Origin of the sequence: Streptomyces sp. NRRL B-24572 (assembly GCF_002156145.1) — a bacterium.
GTDB classification, from domain to species: Bacteria; Actinomycetota; Actinomycetes; order Streptomycetales; family Streptomycetaceae; genus Streptomyces; species Streptomyces vietnamensis.
Window position 1 is genome coordinate 1 of sequence record NZ_MWIG01000404.1, and the last position, 20,389, is coordinate 20,389.

General features: G+C 70.2%; 24 protein-coding genes. 13 read left to right on the forward strand and 11 right to left on the reverse strand.

Annotated features, from left to right (window positions below):
* Nucleotides 1-101 precede the first annotated feature (101 nt).
* Together CCN56_RS23435 and CCN56_RS23440 are read right to left on the reverse strand one after the other, a co-directional pair.
* Nucleotides 102-974, reverse strand: coding sequence for a diiron oxygenase (locus tag CCN56_RS23435; protein ID WP_041127769.1), 873 nt, complete (start codon nt 972-974; stop codon nt 102-104).
* 20 nt (nt 975-994) lie between these two features.
* Nucleotides 995-2,665 carry a condensation domain-containing protein gene (locus tag CCN56_RS23440; RefSeq protein ID WP_179199959.1) on the reverse strand — a complete coding sequence of 557 codons (1,671 nt, stop codon included), beginning with the start codon at nt 2,663-2,665 and terminating at the stop codon, nt 995-997.
* 564 nt (nt 2,666-3,229) lie between these two features.
* On the opposite strand from CCN56_RS23440, the gene CCN56_RS23445 reads away from it, so the two are divergent.
* A complete protein-coding gene (locus tag CCN56_RS23445) occupies nt 3,230-3,805 on the forward strand; it encodes a pyridoxamine 5'-phosphate oxidase family protein (RefSeq protein WP_086829719.1) in 576 nt (191 codons plus the stop codon).
* Between the two features lie 84 nt (nt 3,806-3,889).
* Here the strand turns inward: CCN56_RS23445 and CCN56_RS23450 are convergent, their stop codons facing one another.
* Entirely contained in the window at nt 3,890-4,576 is a 687-nt protein-coding gene (locus CCN56_RS23450) for a lipase chaperone (RefSeq protein WP_086829722.1), read from the reverse strand.
* A 279-nt stretch (nt 4,577-4,855) separates the two neighbouring features.
* Between CCN56_RS23450 and CCN56_RS23455 the strand changes: the two genes are divergently transcribed.
* Entirely contained in the window at nt 4,856-5,059 is a 204-nt protein-coding gene (locus CCN56_RS23455) for a hypothetical protein (RefSeq protein ID WP_086829724.1), read from the forward strand.
* A 92-nt stretch (nt 5,060-5,151) separates the two neighbouring features.
* Here CCN56_RS23455 and CCN56_RS23460 read toward each other — a convergent pair whose 3' ends face one another.
* Genes CCN56_RS23460 through CCN56_RS23490 form a run of 7 tightly spaced genes read right to left on the reverse strand, consistent with a single transcriptional unit; the run spans nt 5,152 to nt 12,135 of the window.
* Nucleotides 5,152-6,807, reverse strand: a complete 1,656-nt coding sequence (locus CCN56_RS23460; protein ID WP_179199960.1) for an ABC transporter substrate-binding protein — start codon at nt 6,805-6,807, stop codon at nt 5,152-5,154.
* Between the two features lie 14 nt (nt 6,808-6,821).
* The gene (locus tag CCN56_RS23465) at nt 6,822-7,628 is read right to left on the reverse strand and encodes an ABC transporter ATP-binding protein (protein WP_086829728.1); all 807 of its coding nucleotides are present in this window, start codon (nt 7,626-7,628) and stop codon (nt 6,822-6,824) included.
* Nucleotides 7,625-8,647, reverse strand: coding sequence for an ABC transporter ATP-binding protein (locus CCN56_RS23470; protein ID WP_086829730.1), 1,023 nt, complete (start codon nt 8,645-8,647; stop codon nt 7,625-7,627). Before CCN56_RS23470 ends, CCN56_RS23465 begins: the two co-directional genes overlap by 4 nt.
* The gene (locus CCN56_RS23475; RefSeq protein ID WP_086829732.1) at nt 8,644-9,516 is read right to left on the reverse strand and encodes an ABC transporter permease; all 873 of its coding nucleotides are present in this window, start codon (nt 9,514-9,516) and stop codon (nt 8,644-8,646) included. The genes CCN56_RS23470 and CCN56_RS23475 overlap by 4 nt, the downstream gene beginning before the upstream one ends.
* Nucleotides 9,513-10,547, reverse strand: coding sequence for an ABC transporter permease (locus CCN56_RS23480; RefSeq protein WP_256962105.1), 1,035 nt, complete (start codon nt 10,545-10,547; stop codon nt 9,513-9,515). Before CCN56_RS23480 ends, CCN56_RS23475 begins: the two co-directional genes overlap by 4 nt.
* Nucleotides 10,544-11,050 carry an amidohydrolase family protein gene (locus CCN56_RS23485; RefSeq protein ID WP_256962106.1) on the reverse strand — a complete coding sequence of 169 codons (507 nt, stop codon included), beginning with the start codon at nt 11,048-11,050 and terminating at the stop codon, nt 10,544-10,546. The genes CCN56_RS23480 and CCN56_RS23485 overlap by 4 nt, the downstream gene beginning before the upstream one ends.
* An 8-nt stretch (nt 11,051-11,058) precedes the next feature.
* Complete coding sequence (locus CCN56_RS23490; protein ID WP_086829734.1) at nt 11,059-12,135, reverse strand: C45 family peptidase; 1,077 nt, start codon at nt 12,133-12,135, stop codon at nt 11,059-11,061.
* A 124-nt stretch (nt 12,136-12,259) separates the two neighbouring features.
* Between CCN56_RS23490 and CCN56_RS23495 the strand changes: the two genes are divergently transcribed.
* Complete coding sequence (locus tag CCN56_RS23495; protein ID WP_086829736.1) at nt 12,260-13,288, forward strand: LacI family DNA-binding transcriptional regulator; 1,029 nt, start codon at nt 12,260-12,262, stop codon at nt 13,286-13,288.
* Nucleotides 13,289-13,466: 178 nt separating this feature from the next.
* Here CCN56_RS23495 and CCN56_RS23500 read toward each other — a convergent pair whose 3' ends face one another.
* Entirely contained in the window at nt 13,467-14,120 is a 654-nt protein-coding gene (locus tag CCN56_RS23500; RefSeq protein ID WP_086829737.1) for a class I SAM-dependent methyltransferase, read from the reverse strand.
* 283 nt (nt 14,121-14,403) lie between these two features.
* Between CCN56_RS23500 and CCN56_RS23505 the strand changes: the two genes are divergently transcribed.
* The 10 genes from CCN56_RS23505 (at nt 14,404) to CCN56_RS23550 (ending at nt 20,316) form a co-directional block, all read left to right on the forward strand.
* A complete protein-coding gene (locus CCN56_RS23505; protein ID WP_373412890.1) occupies nt 14,404-14,817 on the forward strand; it encodes a gas vesicle protein in 414 nt (137 codons plus the stop codon).
* A 30-nt stretch (nt 14,818-14,847) separates the two neighbouring features.
* Nucleotides 14,848-15,315, forward strand: a complete 468-nt coding sequence (locus tag CCN56_RS23510) for a gas vesicle structural protein GvpA (protein WP_086829756.1) — start codon at nt 14,848-14,850, stop codon at nt 15,313-15,315.
* A gap of 2 nt (nt 15,316-15,317) precedes the next feature.
* Entirely contained in the window at nt 15,318-16,031 is a 714-nt protein-coding gene (locus tag CCN56_RS23515; RefSeq protein ID WP_086829741.1) for a GvpL/GvpF family gas vesicle protein, read from the forward strand.
* Nucleotides 16,032-16,081: 50 nt separating this feature from the next.
* The gene (locus CCN56_RS23520; protein WP_306300626.1) at nt 16,082-16,336 is read left to right on the forward strand and encodes a gas vesicle protein GvpG; all 255 of its coding nucleotides are present in this window, start codon (nt 16,082-16,084) and stop codon (nt 16,334-16,336) included.
* A 78-nt stretch (nt 16,337-16,414) separates the two neighbouring features.
* Nucleotides 16,415-17,059: a hypothetical protein gene (locus tag CCN56_RS23525; RefSeq protein ID WP_086829745.1), complete on the forward strand. Its 645-nt coding sequence runs from the start codon at nt 16,415-16,417 to the stop codon at nt 17,057-17,059.
* The gene (locus tag CCN56_RS23530; RefSeq protein WP_086829747.1) at nt 17,052-18,272 is read left to right on the forward strand and encodes an SRPBCC family protein; all 1,221 of its coding nucleotides are present in this window, start codon (nt 17,052-17,054) and stop codon (nt 18,270-18,272) included. The genes CCN56_RS23525 and CCN56_RS23530 overlap by 8 nt, the downstream gene beginning before the upstream one ends.
* A 27-nt stretch (nt 18,273-18,299) precedes the next feature.
* A complete protein-coding gene (gene gvpJ / locus CCN56_RS23535; protein ID WP_086829749.1) occupies nt 18,300-18,830 on the forward strand; it encodes a gas vesicle protein in 531 nt (176 codons plus the stop codon).
* 4 nt (nt 18,831-18,834) lie between these two features.
* Nucleotides 18,835-19,641, forward strand: a complete 807-nt coding sequence (locus CCN56_RS23540) for a GvpL/GvpF family gas vesicle protein (protein ID WP_086829750.1) — start codon at nt 18,835-18,837, stop codon at nt 19,639-19,641.
* Nucleotides 19,638-19,889 (forward strand): gas vesicle protein, encoded by a 252-nt coding sequence (locus CCN56_RS23545; RefSeq protein ID WP_086829752.1) that lies wholly within the window; start codon nt 19,638-19,640, stop codon nt 19,887-19,889. Before CCN56_RS23540 ends, CCN56_RS23545 begins: the two co-directional genes overlap by 4 nt.
* Nucleotides 19,873-20,316, forward strand: a complete 444-nt coding sequence (locus CCN56_RS23550; protein ID WP_373412889.1) for a gas vesicle protein K — start codon at nt 19,873-19,875, stop codon at nt 20,314-20,316. Before CCN56_RS23545 ends, CCN56_RS23550 begins: the two co-directional genes overlap by 17 nt.
* Nucleotides 20,317-20,389 lie beyond the last annotated feature (73 nt).

The window sequence follows — 20,389 nt, forward strand, 5'->3', positions numbered from 1 at the left end:
ACGGCGGGTCGGCGAGCGGGAGGCGCGGTCTCAGGACGGCAGGTCGGCGAGCAGAGGGACGCGGTCTCGGAACGGCGGGTCGGCGAGCGGGAGGCGCGGCCTCAGGCGAGGACGCCGATCCGGCGGTAGAAGCTGTAGGTGCGGCCGGCGATCTTCGCGTGTGCCTCGGCCCGGGACGGGTGGGCCAGCACCCGGGCCCGGAAGCCCAGGGGGTCGGGGACGCCGGCCGAGCGGTACGCCTCCACGCTGTAGAGCTGCTGGAGCGTCAGGTCGATGTACCCCTGGACGTACTCGGCCGCGGCCGTCAGCTCCTTCTGGTCGCCGTTGGCGAGCAGCCGGTCGTGGAAGGCCCGCACCAGCTGGCAGCCGAAGGCGATGTGCCGGGACTCGTCCTGGTGGTGGATGCGGTTGATCGCCCGGATCGTCTCGGGCAGCGAGTCGTCCGCCGCCATCCTGGCGTTGAAGTGGTCGACGATCTGCTCGAAGATCAGGATCCGGCTGAAGACGATGAAGTTCTCGAACTCCGCGGACAGTTCCGCGCCGCGCGGGAAGGCCATGGTCAGGTCCGGGAAGATCCGGCCGCCGTAGCGCAGGCAGAACTCGGCGAAGAACCACATGTGCTCGTTCTCCTCCCCCACGAAGTGGTGGAAGAAGCGGGTCGGCACCTCGAAGCCCGGCTGGTGGATGCGGTTGACCACCTCCAGGATCAGTTCCCGGATGCCGTGCACGTTCAGGCTGTAGAAGTTGACGCTCTCCCATCTGCCGAGCTCGCGCAGCTGGTCCTCGGTCAGTTCCTCCGCCAGGCCGGTGCCGTGCAGGCTGAGCAGCTCGTCGCTCATCCACTTGGCGCCCGGCTCGATCGCCTCGGGCCAGTCGAAGGTCTTGTAGGGGTTGTAGTACTCGTTCTCGGCGGCTTCGGTGAGCCGCTCGACCGCGGCCTCGACCTCACGGTCCCAGAGCAGGGCGGACGACATGCGCGAGTTCCTCTCGGTGGTCAGCGACCGGTGCCCTCGGCGAGCAGGTCACCGTCGGGGGTACGGATGCGGTAGTGGTGCGGGGCGATGACGTCGGTCCGGTCGGCCAGGGCGGCCACCACGGCACGGTGCAGGGCGTCCGGATCGGCGGTGGCGGCCTCGGGCTCGACCTCGACCTCGGCGAGCAGACGGGGGGCGTCCTGCCCCTCCTCCGCGACGGTGACCGTCGCCTTGCCGCCGGCGGCCCGGGCCACCAGCTCGGCGACGGCGGTCCGGTCGAACCAGCAGGCGTCGAGGAAGGCCCAGCCGTCGGGCCGGGCCACCGCCTCGACCGCCTCGCGCACGTCCACCGCGCCGTGCACGCTCTCCACCAGCAGGTGCTCCATCGCGAGCAGCAGCCGCTCGATCACCGGTCGGGGCAGGAAGGCGGTGTCCGCCATCAGGTAGAGGTGCAGGGTGTCCGGCGCGTAGGTGGCGTGGACGAAGTACTTGGCGTCCTGCCGGGGCCAGGCCCCGATGAACTCGACCGTGCTGCGCCGGGCCAGCTCGCGGAGCTGCTCCGGTGATCCGTCGGTCTCCGGCAGGGCCTCCCAACGGTCCTTCATCCGGACGTCGTTGAAGAAGGAGGAGAGGTCGAGCGCCACGCCGCGGCCGTGTTGCACCTCGGTGTGCACCCGGTCCATCGACGGCGGGTGGTACTCGCCGTAGCGGTAGGCGGACATGCTCGGCAGGAAGCAGCGGCGGACGGCTTCCTCGAAGGTGCCGCCGGACAGGCCGAGGACGAACAGCGCGTTCTCGGTCTGCGCCCCCAGCATGTCGCGCAGCCGGGGCTCGTTCCGGTTGCCCGCGATCAGCTGGAGCACGGCGGTGTCGTGGCCGGAGTGGGCGGCGATCACCGCGGCGGCGGCGGTGAGCAGCACGGTGCTGGTGCTCACCTCGCAGCGGGTGGCGAGCGCCTCGGCCGCCACCGCGGCGGCCGGGGAGTCGAGGCGCAGCCGGACGAACCGCTCCGGGTCCTCCTGCTCCTCGGCGCCGGGCCGCCGCGGGAAGTCGAAGTGCGAGCGCGGCACCCGGGTGAGCGTGCGCCGCCAGTGGTCGAGCGAGGCCCGGCCGCGGGCCGCGCCCTCGCCCTCCTGCTGGAACCGTGCCTGGTCGAGCGGGAACCAGTCCACCGGGCCGAGCCGCCCGCCGGCGAACAGTTCGGTCAACTCCCTTTCGAGGACGCGGATGCCGAAGAAGTCGGTGGTCTGGTGGGAGATCACCAGGAGCAGCCAGGCCGGCCCGCCGTCGTGTTCGAGGACCGCGTACCGCATGCCGAATTCGGCCGCGTGGTCGAACGACCGATTGGCCAACGCCTGGGCTCGCTCAAGAGCTTGAGCATGCGTCAGGTCCCCTCCGGCAGGACGCATGTCCACCGACACCTCGCCCTCGCCGTGGACTTGCTGGCGCGGCCCCTGGGGGCCGTCGGCGAAGGTGGTGCGCAGTGCCTCGTGCCGGTGGACCAGCGCACCGATGACGGCCACCACCTGCTCGGTGGTGTGGCCGGCCGGTACGGGGATCGCCCGGGGGATGTTGAAGTAGTGGTCGTCCGGGCCCAGCCACTTGATGGACTTCCAGATGGCGTGCTGCCCCCAGGTGAGGGGCGCGGCTCCGGAGCGGAGACCGTGGAAACGTACTCCTTCTGTACGCACGTGCTGTTCGGATGAATTCGGCATCGGCACCTCGTATGGACACGACGAATTCCCCTCCCGGGCGGTGGACCGGGAGGCGTGGGGAGTTTCGGGAATGAATCGTGGAGCAGTGCGAGAGACTTCCGGTGCGGAGTCGCAACGGCCTTTATGAGGCCCGTACGGCACGACTCGAAGGCACCTTCGACCACAGGGTCCGCTTCCCTGCCGGCGGACGGTCGAGTTTCACGGAAATCGCCGAGCAGCCCCCGTTGGATGATCAGCTTCCAGCGAGCAAGCTAGCAAGCCCCTCACGGCTTTGTCTAGACCAATCTGGAGCCGCCGATCATCCCTGATCAGCCATCCCCTGGCCTGGGCAAGCGAACTGACGTCTCATCATCCGAACACTTCCGGAGATCCCTTGCCCCACCGCCGGAGCGACTGGCAGGCTGACCCGGCCGACCACGGGGGGGGGGGCGGCGCCGAGCCGTGCGCACAGCACCTGCGGCATCCCTTTCCGCGGAATGGCACACCCTTCTCCCCAGCCATTCCCGGCCTTTTCAGCAGGCCGCGCGGAGGACGAATCCCATGGGCAAGGCATACGAACAGATCGATTCCGACCTGCGTGCGTTCATCGAGAAACAGCCGGTGTTCTTCGTGGCCACCGCACCGGCCGAGGGCGGCCGGGTCAACGTCTCCCCCAAGGGCTACTCCGACACCTTCGCCGTCCTCGACGAGCGCACCGTGGCCTACCTCGACCTCGACGGCAGTGGCATCGAGACGGTCGCCCACCTGCGCGAGAACGGCCGGATCACCGTGATGTTCTGCAGCTTCGACCGGCGCGCGCTGATCCTTCGGCTCTACGGCACCGGCCGCGTGGTCACCCCGCACGACGCCGAATTCCCGGGCCTGCTCGCCCGGTTCGGCCCCCACCCCGGGGTGCGCTCGGTGATCGTCGTCGACTGCGAGCGGATCTCCGACTCCTGCGGCTGGGGCGTCCCCCGGATGTCCCTCGACGAGGAGCGCAGCACACTCGACCGCTGGGCCGTGCGACAGGACGTCCAGAAGACGCGCGACTACCGGGCCAAGCACAACCGCACCAGCATCGACGGCATCCCCGGCCTCGCCGCGGGCGAGACCGACCCGGCGACGGCCCACTCCTGAGCGGGGCCTGGTGGCACTGCCGTACCTTATGCCTGACGGGGCGTCAGGCATAAGGTACGGCGGCGGGAGCCGAACGAATACAGGTCAGGGCTTGCACTTGAGCGTGAACGTCATGCTGTCCGAGGCGTCGCCCACAGCCACGCGCACCGACACCGTCGGAGCGGGGCCGCCCGCCGAGCGCGGGTTGGACTTCGCCACGAATGTCGTTTCGGTGGTGGGGGCCGTGAACTTCACCGTGGGGGTGCTCGACTTGGTGGCGGAGAACCACGTGACCTTCGTGTTCCCGGTTCCGGTCCCGGTGAGCGTGGCCTTGAACGTGACGCTCTGCGCCACGGAACAGTCGACGTCCACGGCGGGCGTGGTCGACGCGCTCGTGATGTCCACGTCCGAAATGTCGACGGGTGTGACGCGGGCCGGCTTGGTGCAGTTGACCGACTGCCGGTTCTTGTGGTTCTTGTCCCCGCCGAACTCCACGTGGTACGTGCCCTTCTTGACGTCCTGTTCGGTGAACGAGCCCTGCTGGTCGACGGAGGTGTTGATGCTCTCCGGACCCCTGATCTTCACCTTCTGGTTCGGCGTGAACCCGGTGAGGGTGATGTCGTACTCACTGGCGCTCGAGCCGTTGTCCAGCTTGCAGGCCGGAGCCAGCGGGGCCGCTGCCGCCGCGTCGGAGGCCTGTTCGGCCGAGGCGGCATGGGCCAGGGCCGGGGACAGGGCCACCGAGGCGACCGCGAGGGGCGTGAGAAGTGTGTAGCGAAGGTGCCGGTTCATGCGTTTCCCTCCTTGCCGGGAAAGCACTGCTGGTGAGGACGAACAAGGATCCCGGTGGAGTGCGCGGCCCGTAGTCGCGGCGCCCTGGAGTGAGCTGGCGGGAGGGCGGAGAGGGCGACCAGGGCGCCCGGTCCACGCCGCGTCGTTCCACCCGCGCGACGGGCTCTTTCCCGGTTCGCTCTGTGCCATGGATATGTCCTTCTTCAGGCTAGCGCCGAGTGAGGGAGGGGGCACGCCGAACCGGCCACGGCGGGCGCCGCAGGCCGTGACCTCCCACCCGTGCCGGGCAGCGCGATGCCCGGCACCGGGCGGCCGTACGACGACGGCACCGTCCCGGTGGACGTCGGGACCCGCCGCCCCATCGATCTCCCACCGGGCCGGGAAGCATCGCGCCTGGCCGCCCGGCTCGCCCGGCGGCCGGGGATCGAGGTCGTCTGCCGGGACCGCGCGCCGTTCTTCCCGGTGACACGCACGGGGCGGTGACCGGTGGCCCGGACACCGCCCCTCACCCCTCACCCACCCGCGTTCATCGCCGTACGGGCGCGGACGGCACTCCGACGACGGTCGGGAGAGGGCTACTTGCCCGTCCCCCCGAGGTGCGCCGCCCACGGGTAGTAGACGTAGTCGAACGCCGCCGGCGCGCCGGTGATCCTGCTGCCGAGCCACACGTCGTTCGTCAGCTGGATGCCGGAGAACATCGGGGTCGTCTCGTCGTGCAGCTTCTTCTCCATCTGCACGACCAGCCCGGCGCGGGCCTTGTCGTCCTTCTCGGCGACCGCCTTCGCGTAGAGGTCGTCGATGCCGCCGTAGCCGGACTGGTTGAAGGAGCCGCCGGACACCGCGGTGATGCCCAGCCAGTCGAGCGGGTTGGGGATGTTCGGCCAGAACTGCGTGTACAGCAGGTCGGCGTCGCCGCGCGTCGCCGGGTCGTACAGGTAGTTCGAGTAGCCGGTCGCGGGAACGACGTCGAGCTTGAAGTTCAGGCCGATCCTGTCGGCCGCGTCCTTGATTCCGACGCCGAGCTGCTGCGTCTCCGCCTGCTGCGGAACCACGAGCCTGATCTGCTTCGCCTTCACGTCGGCCGGAACGCCGGCGAGCAGCTTCTTCGCCTCGTCGATCTTCGGGGTGCCGTCGGTCCTGACCGAGTCGGCGTACGTGGTCAGCTCGTCCTTCGCGAAGCCGTAGACGGCCGGAACGGTCTGCAGTGAGGCGGGGGTGCCCTCACCGCCATAGACCTGCTTGCCGATGCCCTTCCAGTCGATGGCCGTCTGGAGCGCCCTGCGCACGTCGGCGTCGCCCATCGCGCCCTTCGTGTTCGCGACGACGAGCGTGACGGCGAGCGGCGCGGGACCCGAGTGGAGCCTGCCCGCCGGGGATGCCTTCAGCTGCGCCAGCGCGGCCGTCGGCGGCTGGTACGTTCCGTCGATCTGGCCGGAGAGCAGGCCGGAGGTGATCGCGGAGTCGTCGGTCAGGAAGGTGAAGTCGATGTCCTTCACCTTCAGCGGCAGCTCCTTGTTCCAGTAGCCGTCGTAGCGGCTCGCGCTGATCGACTGACCCCGCGTCCACTTGACGAACTCGTAGGGGCCGGTGCACATGACGCCGACGTCGGGCGTGCCGACCTTCTTGCCGTGCTGCTCGTAGAACTTCTTCTGGACGACGACACCGGCGTAGCTCGCCAGCTCGTCGTTGAAGAGGTAGTCGGGCTGCCTGAGCCTGACGGTCACCTCCGCGGTGCCCGTCTTCGCGATCGAGGCGACGTTCCGGTACAGGTAACCGTAGAAGCCCGTCTTGTCCGTCAGGTTGTGGTTCATGCTCCACACGACGTCGTCGGCGGTCATCGGCGAGCCGTCCCAGAAGGTGACGCCGTCGCGGAGCTTGTAGACCCAGGTCTTCGGATCGGGATTCGTGTACGAGGTCGCCAGATTGGGCTTGATCCTGAAGTCGGGCGTCTGGGCGAACAGGGTCTCGCACATGTTCGAGTTGATCATGTTCGGCGTGTAGTCGGCCGCGTGGAAGGGGTCGACGGTCTGCGGCTCGCCCTGGAAGACGTTCCAGGTGATCCTGTCCACCGAGCCCTTGCCCTGCGGCGTGAAGGTCGTCAGCGCGTCGGAGGACCCGGTGCCCTTGGCGCCGGTGCCGCCGCCTCCTCCGGAGCAGCCGGACAGTACGAGGGCGCTGGTGGCGACGACGGCGAGTGCGACTGTTCGTCTGCGCGGGCGGGGTGCGTTCATGGCGCGACTCCTGGTCAGTGTCGGGCGGTGAGGGTTTCGGGGTCCCATCCGGCGCGCGGGACGCTGTCGCGCAGCAGACGGGTGTAGGGGTGCGAGGGGTTGTCGAGCACGTCGGCGGTGGGCCCTTGCTCGACGACGGCGCCGTGACGCATGACGATCGTGTCGTCGGTGACCTGGCGGACGACGGCGAGATCGTGGCTGATGAACAGGTAGCTCACGCCACGCTCGCGCCGGATGTCCGAGAGCAGATTGAGGATCTGCGCCTGGATCGAGACGTCCAGGGCGGACACGGCCTCGTCGAGGATGAGGACGTCCGGATCCGCGGCGAGCGCGCGGGCGATGGCGACGCGCTGGCGCTGCCCTCCGGACAGTGCCCTCGGCAGTGCCGCGAGCTGTCGGTCGTCGAGTCCGACGAGCTCGGCGAGTTCGCCCACCCGCTTCCTGGTCCCCTCGCGGCCGAACCGGGCGTGCACGCCGACGACTTCCGCGAGGCAGTCGCCGACGCGCTGGCGGCGGTCGAGCGAGGTGTACGGATCCTGGAAGACGATCTGGACGTCCCGGCCCCGCCGACGGCGGCTGCGGGCGGAACGCGCCGGCCGGGTGCGGTCCTCGCCCCGGACCGTGATGCGGCCGCCGGAGGGACGCTCGAGGCCGATGATCATCCGGGCCGTGGTCGTCTTGCCGGAACCGGACTCGCCGACGATGCCGAGGGACCCGCCCGGTGCCAGGGAGAAGCTCACGTCGGCGACCGCGGTCGCCCGGGCGCGCCCCTGACCGAACGTCTTGGTCAGGTGCTCGACCACGAGCAGGGGTTCGGTCATCGCTGGACCTCCTCGTCCGAAGCGGTGGGGACGGGCGCCGGCGACGTCATCCGACCGCGCAGACCGGGCATCCGGACGCACCGGGTCCGTCCCTCGCCGATCTGCAGCAGGGGCGGCACCCCCGCCTCGCACTCCTCCTCGGCGAAGCGGCAGCGCGGGGCGAACGCGCAGCCGTCCGGCGCCTCGTACGCGGTGGTGGGGTGACCGCCGATCGCGGGCAGCCGCTCGACGCGCCGGTCGATCTCGGGGCGCGCCTGCACCAGCGCGGCGGTGTAGGGGTGGAGCGGGTCCTCGTGCAGTCGCCCCGATGCCTGACGTTCCATCACCTGGCCCGCGTACAGGACGATCGTCTCGTCGCACACGGCGCCGGCGAGCTCCAGGTCGTGCGTGATGAAGAGCATCGCCATGCCGTACTCGCGCTGCATGCGCCGCAGGATCGCCATCACCTCCGCCTGGGTGGTGACGTCGAGCGCGGTCGTCGGCTCGTCCGCGAGGACGAGCCGGGGCCGTGCGGCGACCGCGGCGGCGATCATGACGCGCTGCAGCAGACCGCCGGAGAGCTCGTGCGGGTACTGCCGCAGCCGGCGCTCCGGGTCCGGGATCCCGACCTCGGCGAGCAGTTCCTGCGCGCGCTTGCGGGCGGCGGCCTTCGGCATCCTGCCGTTGGTGCGCATCGCCTCGGTGAGGAAGTCGCCGATCGTGCGGACGGGGTTGGTGTGGGCCCGGGCGTCCTGGAAGATCATCGCGACGTCCTCGGCCCGGTAGGACCGCAGGGCCTCGGCGCGCAGGTCGAACACGTCGGCGCCGTCGAAGCGGACACCGCCCCGGACGTCGGCGCCGTCGGGGAGCAGGCGCGCGAGGGTGCGCACCGTCATCGACTTGCCGGAGCCGGACTCGCCGACCAGGCCGAGCGTGCTGCCGCGGTCGAGCGAGAACGAGACCTCGCGCAGCACGGTGCGCTGCTCGCCCGCGACCGGCAGCCGGACCGTCAGGTCCTCCACTTCGAGAAGTGCGTTCACGAGCGTGCCTCCCAGCGCTCCGTGAGCCGGTCGCCGAGCGTGTTGACGGCTCCGACCGTGATGACGATGAGCACGCCGGCGTACAGCGCTTCCTGCGGGTGCTGTTGGAGCACCCCGGCCATGCCGGTGCCGACCATCGCGCCCCAGTCCGAGGTCGGCGGCTGCACCCCGAGGCCGATGAAGGAGAGACCGGCGAGGTCCATGAGCGCGAACCCGAAGGCGAGGGTGGCGTTGGCGACGATCAGCCCGCTCACGTTGGGCAGGATGTGTCCGAGGGCGATCCGCAGCCCGTGCACGCCCTGGACCCGCAGCGCCGCGATGTAGGGCAGGTTCCGCTCGCGCAGCGCCGCGCTGCGCACGATCCGTGCGATGTACGGGACGTAGGCGATGGACAGCGCCACGACGGCGGCCGGCAGACCGGAGCCGAACAGGGCGGTCGCGAGGATGGCGAGGAGCAGACCGGGGAAGGCGAACACCGCGTCGACGACGCGCACCACCACCTGGTCGAACCAGCCGCCGAACCACACGGCCGCGAGCGCGAGGACCGTCCCGAGGAGCGTCGAGAGCGTCACGACGAGGAACGGTCCGATCAGCGCGGTGCGCGAGCCGGCGATGAGCCGGGAGAGCAGATCCCGTCCGCTCGCGTCGGTGCCCAGCAGATGCGCACCGCTCGAACTCTGGTACGCGCCGGAGAGGTCGACGGCGTTCGGGGCCTGGGGCGAGACGACCGGCGCGAGCAGGGCGCAGGCGGCGACGAGCCCGAGGAGCCCGAGCGCGACCCAGCCGGACGGGCCGATGCCCCGGGCACCGCGTGCACGCCGGCCGGCCTTGCGGGCTCCGATGCGGCGAACCGCCGCTGTGGCGCTCATGAGTCCTTCTTCCCGATCGACACGCGCGGGTCGAGCAGTGTGTAGGCGATGTCGATGAGGGTGTTCAGCACGATGAAGGCGGTGACGTACACCAGGCAGATCGCCTGGACGACGGGGAAGTCCTTCTGCTGGACCGAGCCGACGAGGAACTGGCCGAGTCCGCCGAGCTGGAAGACCTGTTCCACGACGACGCTTCCGGCGATCAGGCCCGCGATCGTGAGGCCGGCGACGGTGAGCACCGGCATCGCGGCGTTGCGCATCACGTGCCGGCGCACGACGGTCCGGCGGGGCAGGCCGCGGCTGATCGCCGTCTGCACGTGATCGGCGGACAGCTCCGCGCGGACCGCGGTCCGGGCGAGACGTGCGACGAACGCGACGGACGCGAGCGCGAGGGCGAGCGACGGGAGAACCAGGTGGTGGATCCGGTCGAATCCGCCGCTGCCGGCGCCGAACACCGGGAACCACTCCAGCTGGACGGCGAAGACGACGATCAGCACGACCGCGCCGACGAAGGTCGGCACCGCCATGACGCCCGTCGCGCCGGCCATGGCCGACCGGGACGCCCGGCCGGGCTTGAGGCCGGCGAGCGTGCCGATGAGCAGACCGAGCACGAGGACGATCGCCGCGGCCATGACGACGAGCAGCGTGGTCACCGAGGTGCGGCTGCCGACCAGCGAGGACACCGGCTGGTCGTAGATGATCGAGGTGCCGAAGTCGCCGTGCAGCACGCCGCCCAGCCACCTCAGGTACTGCTGCTGGACGGAGTCGTCGAGGTGGTACTCGGCCTTGATCGAGGCGATGGCCTCGGGGCTCGTCGTGCGGCCGTGCGTGAGATAGGTGAGGGGGCTGCCCGGTGCGGCGTAGAGCGCTCCGAAAACGACCAGGCTCGCGATGAGCAGGGTCACCACCAGCCCCGCGACGCGCACGGCGACGAACCGCACGATCGCCCCGACGGGCCGCTTCTCCGGTTTCGGCTCCCCCGGCCTCGTCTCCTCCGACGGCACGGGCGCCGTCGTGATCACGTCGCTCATCGGTTCGCCTCCGGCTGTGCGTGATGGACGACGCGGCCGCCCACGACCGTCCGCAGCACGCGCGCGTCGAGCAGTTCCTCGAGCGGCCGGGCGAAGACGTCCCGGTCGAGCATGCCGCGGTCGGGGGCGCCGCCCGGGATGTCGCCGTGCTTCCATCCGGTGGCGAGCACGCGGGGTGCGTCCGGGTTCTCGCGCGCCCACTCGCCGATGCGGCGCTGGATCTCCTCCACCGAGTCGGCGCCCCAGAGGTCGACCTGGGCCGCGGCCTCGCCGGTGCCGGCCACGTGGGCGTGGCCGTCGACGAATCCGGGCAGGACGGTCGCGCCGTCGAGGTCGTGGACCTGGGCGTCCGCTCCGGCCACCCGGGTCGCGGTGGCCTCGTCGCCGACGTGGGCGAACCGGTCGCCCACCACCACGAGGGACTCGGCCCAGGTGCGTCGGTCGGAGGTGAAGACGCGGGCGTTGCGGTAGAGATGGGCGGGCTTGGTCACGTCGTTGTCCATCGGGTTCCTCAGAACTGGTCGAGACCCTCGCGGGCCGCGGTGTCGGGGTTGCCGGCCCGGTATTCGAGGGCGAAGCCGGGAAGGTCGAGGGATGCGGTGAGCAACGTGCCCCACTGCTCGTGGCCCGGCTGGGACGCGTCGGCGTGGACGCACACCACCGCGGCGGCGCCGTCGCCGCCGCAGAAGGCGGCCGCGCGCTCCGGCGCGGAGTGTCCGGTCATGCCGCCGCGTACGGCGCGGGTGTGCTCGTACCGCTCGAGCGAGACCGTTTCGGGGGTGCCGGCGTCGCCGTCGGCGAGGCCGGCGTCGAGGAAGTGGTTGGTGTGGACGAGCCAGCCGTCGGTGTCGGGCTGCACCACGGCGAAACCGGAGGGCGACATCTCGATGGACGCCGCCGCGGCCCGGCCGTCGCGGTAGGTGGCGACGGTCAGCACGGTGGACGCGCTCACCTTCGCGGAGGCGATGATGTCGCGGGCCTCCGCCACCGTCGTCGCCTCTTCGAGGACGCGACGCGCGACGGCATGGACGGGCACGCCGCCGCCGGCGTGGTCGGAGCGGTGCCTCAGGATGTTGAAGTGCAGCCCGAGGCCTGCGTCGTTCACCCCGATCTTCGCGGCCGTGCCGAACTCGGTGAAGAGCTTCACCCGGCGTCGCGTTCCGGTGACGAGCGACAGCAGGAGACCGTCCGGCGTGAGCGAGTCGTGCCAGTCCCACGTCTGGATCGTCTCGGGCGGGCCGCCGGCGGGCGGTGCGTACACGGCGGTCGTGCACTCGCCCTTCCCGGGCGCGGGCGCGGCGGCGAGCACTTCGGTCCGTGCGCCGACCGCGGCCACCTGCCAGGGCTCGATTCCCGAGGCCTCGGCGATGCCGTCGGACTCCTCGGCCAGGCCCGGGTGCCAGGCGCGCAGGGCCTCGTGGCTGTGGGCGGCGATGTCGCGGACGATCGTCTCCGGGACGCCCAGGATCTTGAAATGCGCCAGGTAGCGGGCGCTGACGTCGCGTACCCGGTCCGCGTGTCGCGTCCCGATCTCGCGGCCGCGATCGTGGGGGTCGGTGCTGGTCGAGCGCAGTACGTGCAGCTTCATGTTGCTGTGAGACCTTTGCCTTGTGAGGCCCACCACAGGGCGGGACGGGCGACACGCTAGGTAGGTAAAACGTTTAATACAACGGTCTTCCTCACGTCGCTTTCCGCTTTCCTTGGAGGTCTCCGTGGCCCGGTCGAAGGGCGTCACCATCCGCGACGTCGCGCAGCGCGCGGGTGTCTCCGTCGCGGCGGTCTCGATGGCGCTCAACGGCACCGGGACGCTGAGCGCGGCCACGCGGCTGCGTGTCCGGGCCGTCGCCGAGGAGATGGACTACCAGGCCGACGCCCTCGCGCGCGGCCTGCGACGGTCGTCGGTCGGGGCGATCGGACTCGTCATGCGCTCACTCGACTCGCTGGGCGAGTACGCGCCGCGGGGCGTCGACGTGTTCTCCCGCTACATCGGCGCCGTCTCGGCGCAGGCGATGGACCGCGGACTCAGCGTGATGCTCGTGCCCGACCTGACCAAGCGCCCGACACCCCCGCTGGCGCTGTCGCTCGACGGCTACATCGTGACGATGCCGCACGTGGACAATCCGGTCGTCGATCTCCTCGAACGGCGCGAGATCCCGTACGTGACGCTGGGCCGCGATCCCGACCGCCCGGAGTTCACCGACTGGGCCACCGAGGACGAGCACCTGAGCTTCCGGCGCATCTACGAGCACTTCGCCGCGAACGGCGCCCGGTCGATCGCGTTGGTGCGCGGAACCGACCCCAACGCGTGGAACATCGACAGCGAGGCGACGTACCGCGCGTGGTGCGAGAACGCCGGGATCACCCCGCGCGTCTACAGGTCGGCCGAGCGCGGCGGCGAACGCGGCGGCGAGAGCGTCGCGCACACGATCGTCGACGACGGGGTCCCGGATGCGATCCTGTGCCACACCGGCCGCCAGGCGGCCGGAGTACTGGCGGGCCTCACGGCTCGCGGCGTCACCGTGCCCGACCGGACGATGCTCGCCGCGGCTTCCGACTCCGAGCACACCCGACACAGCCGCCCCGCGATCTCGGCGGTCGAACTCCACGCCGTGGAAACGACGTCGGCCCTCCTCGACCTCCTCCAAGCCCGCATCGCGGGCGAACCGAGCGCAGGCCCGGTCCTGACGACCTCCCGCTTCCGCGTCCGCGCCTCCTCCCGCCGCGCCCGCCCGGGCGCCTGACGGCTGCCCGGGCCGGGACGGGCTCCGGGCCGGCACCGCCCGAGGGGGACGGCACCGCCCGAGGGGGACGGCTCGCCGCCCCTTCGCCCGGCCGCATCGATCCCTTCGGCGAGGGCGTCGCGGGATCGAGCGAGTCCGTACGTCCTAGCGGCGCGGGGAGACGGGACGGCGCAACGGGTCAGGGCGTTTCGGGCTTGCGGGCCAGGAGACAGGCGTGCGGTCTGTTCGCGCGTCCGCCGGGCTCCTGTTCCAGCCGCGCGGTGACCACGAGTCCGGCCTGCTCCAGCAGGCCGGCCATGCGGTCCAGGGGCAGGAGGTACGACTCGTAGGACACCGGACGGCCGTAGCCGTGGGTCGGCCGCAGCCGCTCATCGCCGACGTAGTCCCCCCAGAGCAGACGGCCGCCGGGCGCGAGCGTGCGGTGGAACTCGGCGAACACGTCCGGCAGCCACCGCGGGGGCGTGTGATGGGTGGAGTACCAGGCCAGGATGCCGCCGAGCTCACCGTCCCCCGTCTCCAGCGCAGTCATCGAGCCCTCGGTGAACCGCAGGTCCGGATGGGCGCGCCGGGCCAGCCCGACCATCTTCGGCGACAGATCGACGCCGAAGACGGACACCCCGAGACCGGCCAGGTGCGCCGTCACCCGTCCGGGGCCGCACCCCAGGTCCGCGACCGGCCCCAGAGCGGCCGTCCGCACCAGTTCGGCGAACCCCGCCAGCATCGCGCGTGACAGCGGGTCCATCGCGGCCGGCGGCGGGACGCGTTCGACGTAATCGGCGGCGACCGTGTCGTACGACTCGCGGACGGCGGTCAGAAAGGAGGGCTCAGCCATGCGGGCGACCCTAGACCAGGCAACCGACGGGCCACGGCACGACCTTCAGCCGACCTGCGCGGCATCCACCGCTGCCGGCATCAGGCATCAGGCATCAGGCATTCGGTATTCGGTATTCGGTATTCGGTATTCGTTTACGACCCCGCTCCCCGCATTCAGAAGAATTCCGAGTAATCGAATGCACACATCCAGTCACGCCGGGCCCTCATGGTGACCCTCGAACGTACGGGATATGGTGGAATGTGAACTTTCGCGTAGAGCGGCCAGACCCACTGGGGTGGTGATCCTCACGAACGACACCGGCAGACGCAAGAAGGACGACCCCGAAGAGTCGGAGCCCGATACCGACAGCGGTTCCGAAACCGAGGAGGAGGTCGATTCCGACCCGGAGGCGGAGGTTGAAGCTGAGACTGATTCTCCCGAAACGGTCGACCGGGTGCCCCCTGCGGAGGCGATGCGCAACGCCGTCGAGCAGCTCACCGAACTACTGGGACGGAGTCCCGAATCCGTGTCGGCCCTGAGGCCGACGGAGAACGGATGGACGGCGCAGGTCGAAGTCCTCGAGATCGAGAGGATTCCGGAGACCACCAGCGTTCTGGCAAGTTACGAGGTTGCGCTCAGCGCGGATGGGCAGTTGCTGGGATACGAACGCGGCAAGCGATATACACGTGCTCAGGTCGACCAGAACGACCGCTGAACATGCCGCTCCTCTCCCTTGGAGGAGAACGTGTCTGTAGTACAACAGGGCGGAGCGCAGCCCGGACGAGCCGGCGGAACAGGAAGTCTCTACGACGTACTGGAGCTGATACTCGATCGCGGACTGGTCATCGACGCCTTCGTCCGGGTTTCCCTCGTCGGAATCGAGATCGCGAAGATCGACGCCCGCGTCGTGGTGGCAAGCGTCGATACCTACCTCCGCTTCGCCGAGGCGTGCAACCGCCTCGACCTGGAAAGCGGCAGGAAAGCCCCCGCTCAGCTCACCGACGTGGTGGAGAAGACGGCCGAGGGCGGGAGCAAGGGCAAGGCCAAGGGCGCGCTGACCGGGGCGGTGGAGGCCTTCACGGATTCCCTCACCGGTCGGAACGAGGAAGAGCGGGAAAAGCAGCCTCGCCGCCGCAGTGAGAAGCACGACGACGAACAGCCCCGCAGCCGCGAGCGCAGTTCGACGCGGCGTTCCTCCGAGGAGGGCGAGTGACGATGACTCTGTACGTCTATGCCGTCACGAAGTCGTCGCACCCCCTTCGCCTCGATGATCTGCCCTCGGTCGGGGACGGCGAGTCACCCGTGCGGGCAGTACGCGGGGACTCGCTCTGCGCCGTCGTGAGCGAGGCACCGGAGGACATCAAGGTGACCCGCCCCGATGTGGAGGCGCATCACGCGGTGCAAGAGCGGTTGTGGGAGGACGGAGCCACGCTGCCGTTGGGCTTCGGCTTCGTGGCCGCGGACGAGGACGCCGTCCTCGCCGTGCTCGAAGAAGGAGCCGAAGGCTTCACGAAGTCCCTCGAAGAACTCGCCGATCGCGTGGAGTTCAACGTCAAAGGGGTCCAGGACGAGGAGGCCGCCCTGCGGGGGATCGTCGACGAGTCGGAGCAGATCCGGCAACTCAACGAGGCCACGCGTGACGGCGGCGGCACCTACGACGAGCGACTCGAACTCGGCCGACTGCTCCACGACGAGGTGCAGGCCCGGCAGACGGCACTCGCCGAATCCGTTCTCGCCGCACTGAGACCGCATGCCCATGCGGAGCAGCTGACGGAGCCGTCACAGCAGTACTTCCTGAACGCCTCGTTCCTGGTCGACCGGGAGAAGGGTGAGGAGTTCACAAAGGCTGCCGAGGACATGTCCGATCAGCTGCCCGAGGGAGCCGAGGTCCGCATCCGCGGGCCGCTTCCTCCGTACAGCTTCGTCTGACGGGGCGGGAAGAACCGCCGGAGCAACCGCAGGGAGAGACCGTGGGTTTGGTGACGGAGATCGTGGCACTGCCTGCCGCCCCGTTCCGAGGGGTCGCCTGGGTGCTGGACAAAGTGGTGCGCGCTGCCGAGCAGCAGTACTACGACCCCGGCCCCGTCCAGGAGGCACTTGCCGCTCTCGAACGGGAACGGCAGGAGGGTCACGTCGATGAGGAAGAGTTCGAGCGGCGGGAACAGTCGCTCATGCAGCGTCTTGAGGAGATCCGGGCCTACCGGCTCTCCCAAGCCGGGCCGGACGGTACGTAGCCGACGCCCCGAGGGCCGACGGACCCGACCTTCCGGAACGGGAAAGAGGCGGGCTGAGGCGAGGAGAGAAGCATCATCATGAACGCCAAGATCGGCACCGCTCTGATCGGTGGATACCTGCTGGGACGCACGAAGAAGGGGAAGCTCGCGCTCTCCATCGCGATGGCAATGGCCGGGTCGCGGATCAAGCCCGGGCAGCTCGGGAAGTCGATCGCGCACTCTCCGTTCCTCAGCAATGTGAACCAGCAGGTCCGCGGCGAACTCGTGACCGCGGGAAAGGCGGCAGCCACCACCGTGCTCAACGCCAAGGCGGAGCACTTGGCCGACGCCCTGCACGACCGGACCGAAGGCATGCGCAGCGGGAAGCGGGACACGGACGAGGAGGAGCGCCCCGAGCGCGCGAAGGACACGGGTGACGGGCCGGACGACGAGCCTGCGGAATCGGACGAGCCCGCGGAATCGGCGGACGACGAGGAAGGCACGGACGAGGCGAGCCCGGCCGACGACGCCGAGCATGCGGCCCGCGACGACGAGAGCGACGCCGCGGACGAGGAAGAAGAGGAAAAACCCCGTGCGCGGCGCACGACGTCCCGCTCCGGCTCCCGCTCCGCCCCGGCGGCGAAGAAGGCAGCAACGACGAAGCGGTCGACGCACAAGACGTCCACGTCCGGAGCATCCAGGAGCACCCGCTCCGGCAGTAGCGGGAGGCGGGACGATGGCTGACAAGAAGGCTTCGGAACGGGGATCGAAGGGCGGCACGGGCACCACCCGCGCATCCGGAACGCAGAAGATGCTGGAACGGAACCCCGGAGCCAATCGCCTGGCGGAGGAGTTCGAGTCCTACCTGCAAGCACGTCTCGAACAGACGCTGACGGGCGTGGGGCACCGCATCGGCAGCGCGGCGGAAAAGGTGGGATCGGCACGCATCCACCCGCGCGAACTCCTCCACGGCGCCGGCGATCAGGGCAAGAAGCTGGTCGGGCACGTGACGCCCGGCAAGGCGTCACTCGCCTCGACCGCGTCCCACATCGCGGAAACGGCTTCCCAGGCCAAGGACAAGCTGTCCCATGCCAAGGACACTGCCGCGCACGCCAAGGACGCACTCGTCGACAAGGTGACTCCCGGTGGCTCGGACGAGCCGCACTCGTCCGCCACGAACGCGGGCCACAAGAGCCTGAAGATCATCGAGGACATCGACGTCGGGGTCCCGGTCGAGGAGGCTTACGACCAGTGGACCCAGTTCCAGGAGTTCAGTCGGTTCGCCAAGGGTGTGGTCTCCGTCGAGCAGGAGGACGACACGACCACGCAGTGGCAGGTGAAGGTCGCCAAGTCGACCCGTGCCTGGAAGGCGACCATCACCGAGCAGATCCCCGATGAGCGCATCGCCTGGAGCTCGGAGGGTGCCAAGGGCACGACCAGGGGTGTGGTCACGTTCCACCCGTTGGGCGAGAACCTGACCAAGGTCCTCCTCGTCATCGAGTACTACCCCAAGGGAATCATCGAGAAGGCGGGCAGTCTCGTGCGGGCGCAGGGCCGTCGGGCCCGGCTCGACCTCAAGGCTTTCCGCACGTTCGTCATGATGAAGGGCGAGGCGACCGGCAGCTGGCGCGGTGAGATCCACGGCGGCGAGGTGGTCTCCGGCCCCGACGAGGACGAATCCCGGGCCGAGCACGAGCCCGGGGAGGACTCGGACTCGGACTCGGACTCGGAAGAGGAGTACGAGGCGGACGAGTACGAGGATGAGGAGGAGCCGGAGGACCGGTACGAGGACGACGAGGAAGCGGAGGAAGCTGAGGAACCGGAGGAACCGGAGGCCCAGTACGAGGACGACGAGGAAGCGGAGGAAGCTGAGGAACCGGAGGAGCCGGAGGACCGGTACGAGGACGACGAGGAAGCGGACGAGGAACCCCGCACCCGTCGAAGCCGTAAGAGCTGACACCCAGGGAGCGAGGTCGAATCCGTCGTGGCTGCATCGGACCCCGCCGGCCCCTCGACAGCGCGCCCCCTGTCGCCGTACGGGCAGACACAGGGCGCGAACCTCGCGGACATCCTTGAACGGGTACTCGACAAAGGCATCGTCATCGTCGGCGACATCAGGATCAACCTGCTCGACATCGAGTTGCTGACCATCAGACTCCGGCTTCTGGTCGCCTCCGTCGACAAGGCGAGGGAGATCGGGATCGACTGGTGGGAGAACGACCCGGCCCTCTCCTCACGGGCCGAGCCCAGACGGGAACTGGAGGAGGAGAACGCTCGTCTCCGTGCCGAGATCGAGGCGCTCCGCGAGCGGCCCCGCTCTCGCTCCGAACTCCCGGAGGGCGGGACGAGCCGCCGACGACGTACGTCCGCGTCGGACACGGAACGCAAGGCCGCGGCACCCGAGCACAAGACCAGGCGACGGGAGACGGAAGCCAGGAAACGCCGCGCCCCCGCGGACGCGGACGCGGACGTGGACGTGGAGACCGACACCGAGCCGGAGAGGCGCCGGGACTGACGTCATGGACGGAGAGCTCAGCTACGCGTACGCCGTCGTGCGTCCCACCGCGGGTCTGACGGAGGGCCCCTTGACCGGTGTCACGGGCGTGGCCTCGGGAGCGGTGCGGCTGGTGGTTGCGGGGGCGGTGGCGGCCGCGGTCGGTTCCGTGCCCCGGGACGACTTCTCCGAAGCGGCACTGAAGGTCCACCTGGAGGACCTGGACTGGCTCGAGCGCGTCGCGCGGGCCCACCACGGTGTCGTGGAATTCCTCGCGTCGCACACCACGGTGCTGCCCCTCCGGCTCGCGACGGTCTACGTGGACGACGACCGGGTGCGCGACGTACTGCGACGCGGTGAGGAAACCTTCACGCGCATGCTGAACCGGTTCGCCGATCACGTGGAATGGGGGGTGAAGGTCTATGCGGAGATCCCCCGGGGCCCCGCCGCACCCGAGGAGGCCGACGCTGCGGCCTCCGATCCCGGGCGGACCTACCTGCGCCGGCGCCGGCAGCAGCGCGAGGACCGCGGGGCCGCCTGGTCCGCCGCGGCGGAGGCGGTGCGCAGGGTCGAGGCGGAGGCCGGTCAACTCGCCGTGGAGTTGGCGCGGCACCGTCCGCAGCAGGGTCAGCTGGCGGTCGGTACCGGGGAGAACGTCGCCAACGACTCCTACCTCGTGCCGGGCAGCCGGTCCGAGGAGTTCCGCGAGCGCGTCCGGGATTCGACCCGGGAGCTAAGCGGCGTACGAGTCGAGATCACCGGGCCCTGGGCGCCCTACTCCTTCGCGGTGCTCCCGGAACCGGAAGCGCCGGAAGAGGGGCCCCGACCGTGACGGCTCACGACGAAGCGGCGCTCGCGCAGCGGCAGGTGGCCCTCATCGACCTTCTGGACCGGCTCCTGAGCGGAGGCGTCGTCCTGACCGGCGACCTGGTCCTGTCCATCGCGGACATCGACCTGGTCAGGATCGCTCTGCGTGCCGTCATCGTCGGCGTCCAGGAGGACGGCCGTTGGGGCCTCACCATCCGGGTGCCGGGTGCCGGCCACGGACCGGAGGGAGCCGGCGGTGAGCGAGCCCCCTGACCGCACGAGCGACGCCGGGCCCGACCGACGGCGCGAGATCGCCGACGCGACGCCCGACCGACGGCGCGAGATCGCCGACGCCGCGCGGCGTGCCTTCGCCCTGCTTCCGGCGCGCGCGGACGAACTGTCGGCCGTCGAGCGCCGGACACACCAGCCCTCGCGCCGTCTCCGCGCGGACCCGGAAACCGTGGAGCGGGACCTCGTCACCCTCGTGCTGACCATCGTCGAACTGCTGCGCCAGCTGATGGAACGCCAGGCCCTGCACCGCGTGGACCAGGGCGATCTCACCGAGGATCAGGAGGAGAGGCTGGGCCTGACGCTGATGCTCCTCCACGACCGGATGATCGAGCTCTGCGAGCACTACGGCCTGACCCTGGAGGACCTCAATCTCGACCTCGGCCCTCTGGGCACGCTCCTGCCGCCCTGACGGTCCGCACGACACGGCCGGGGTCCGGCGCGGCGGCCCGTCCGAGGTGGCCGCCGGCGGTTTCACCATGACG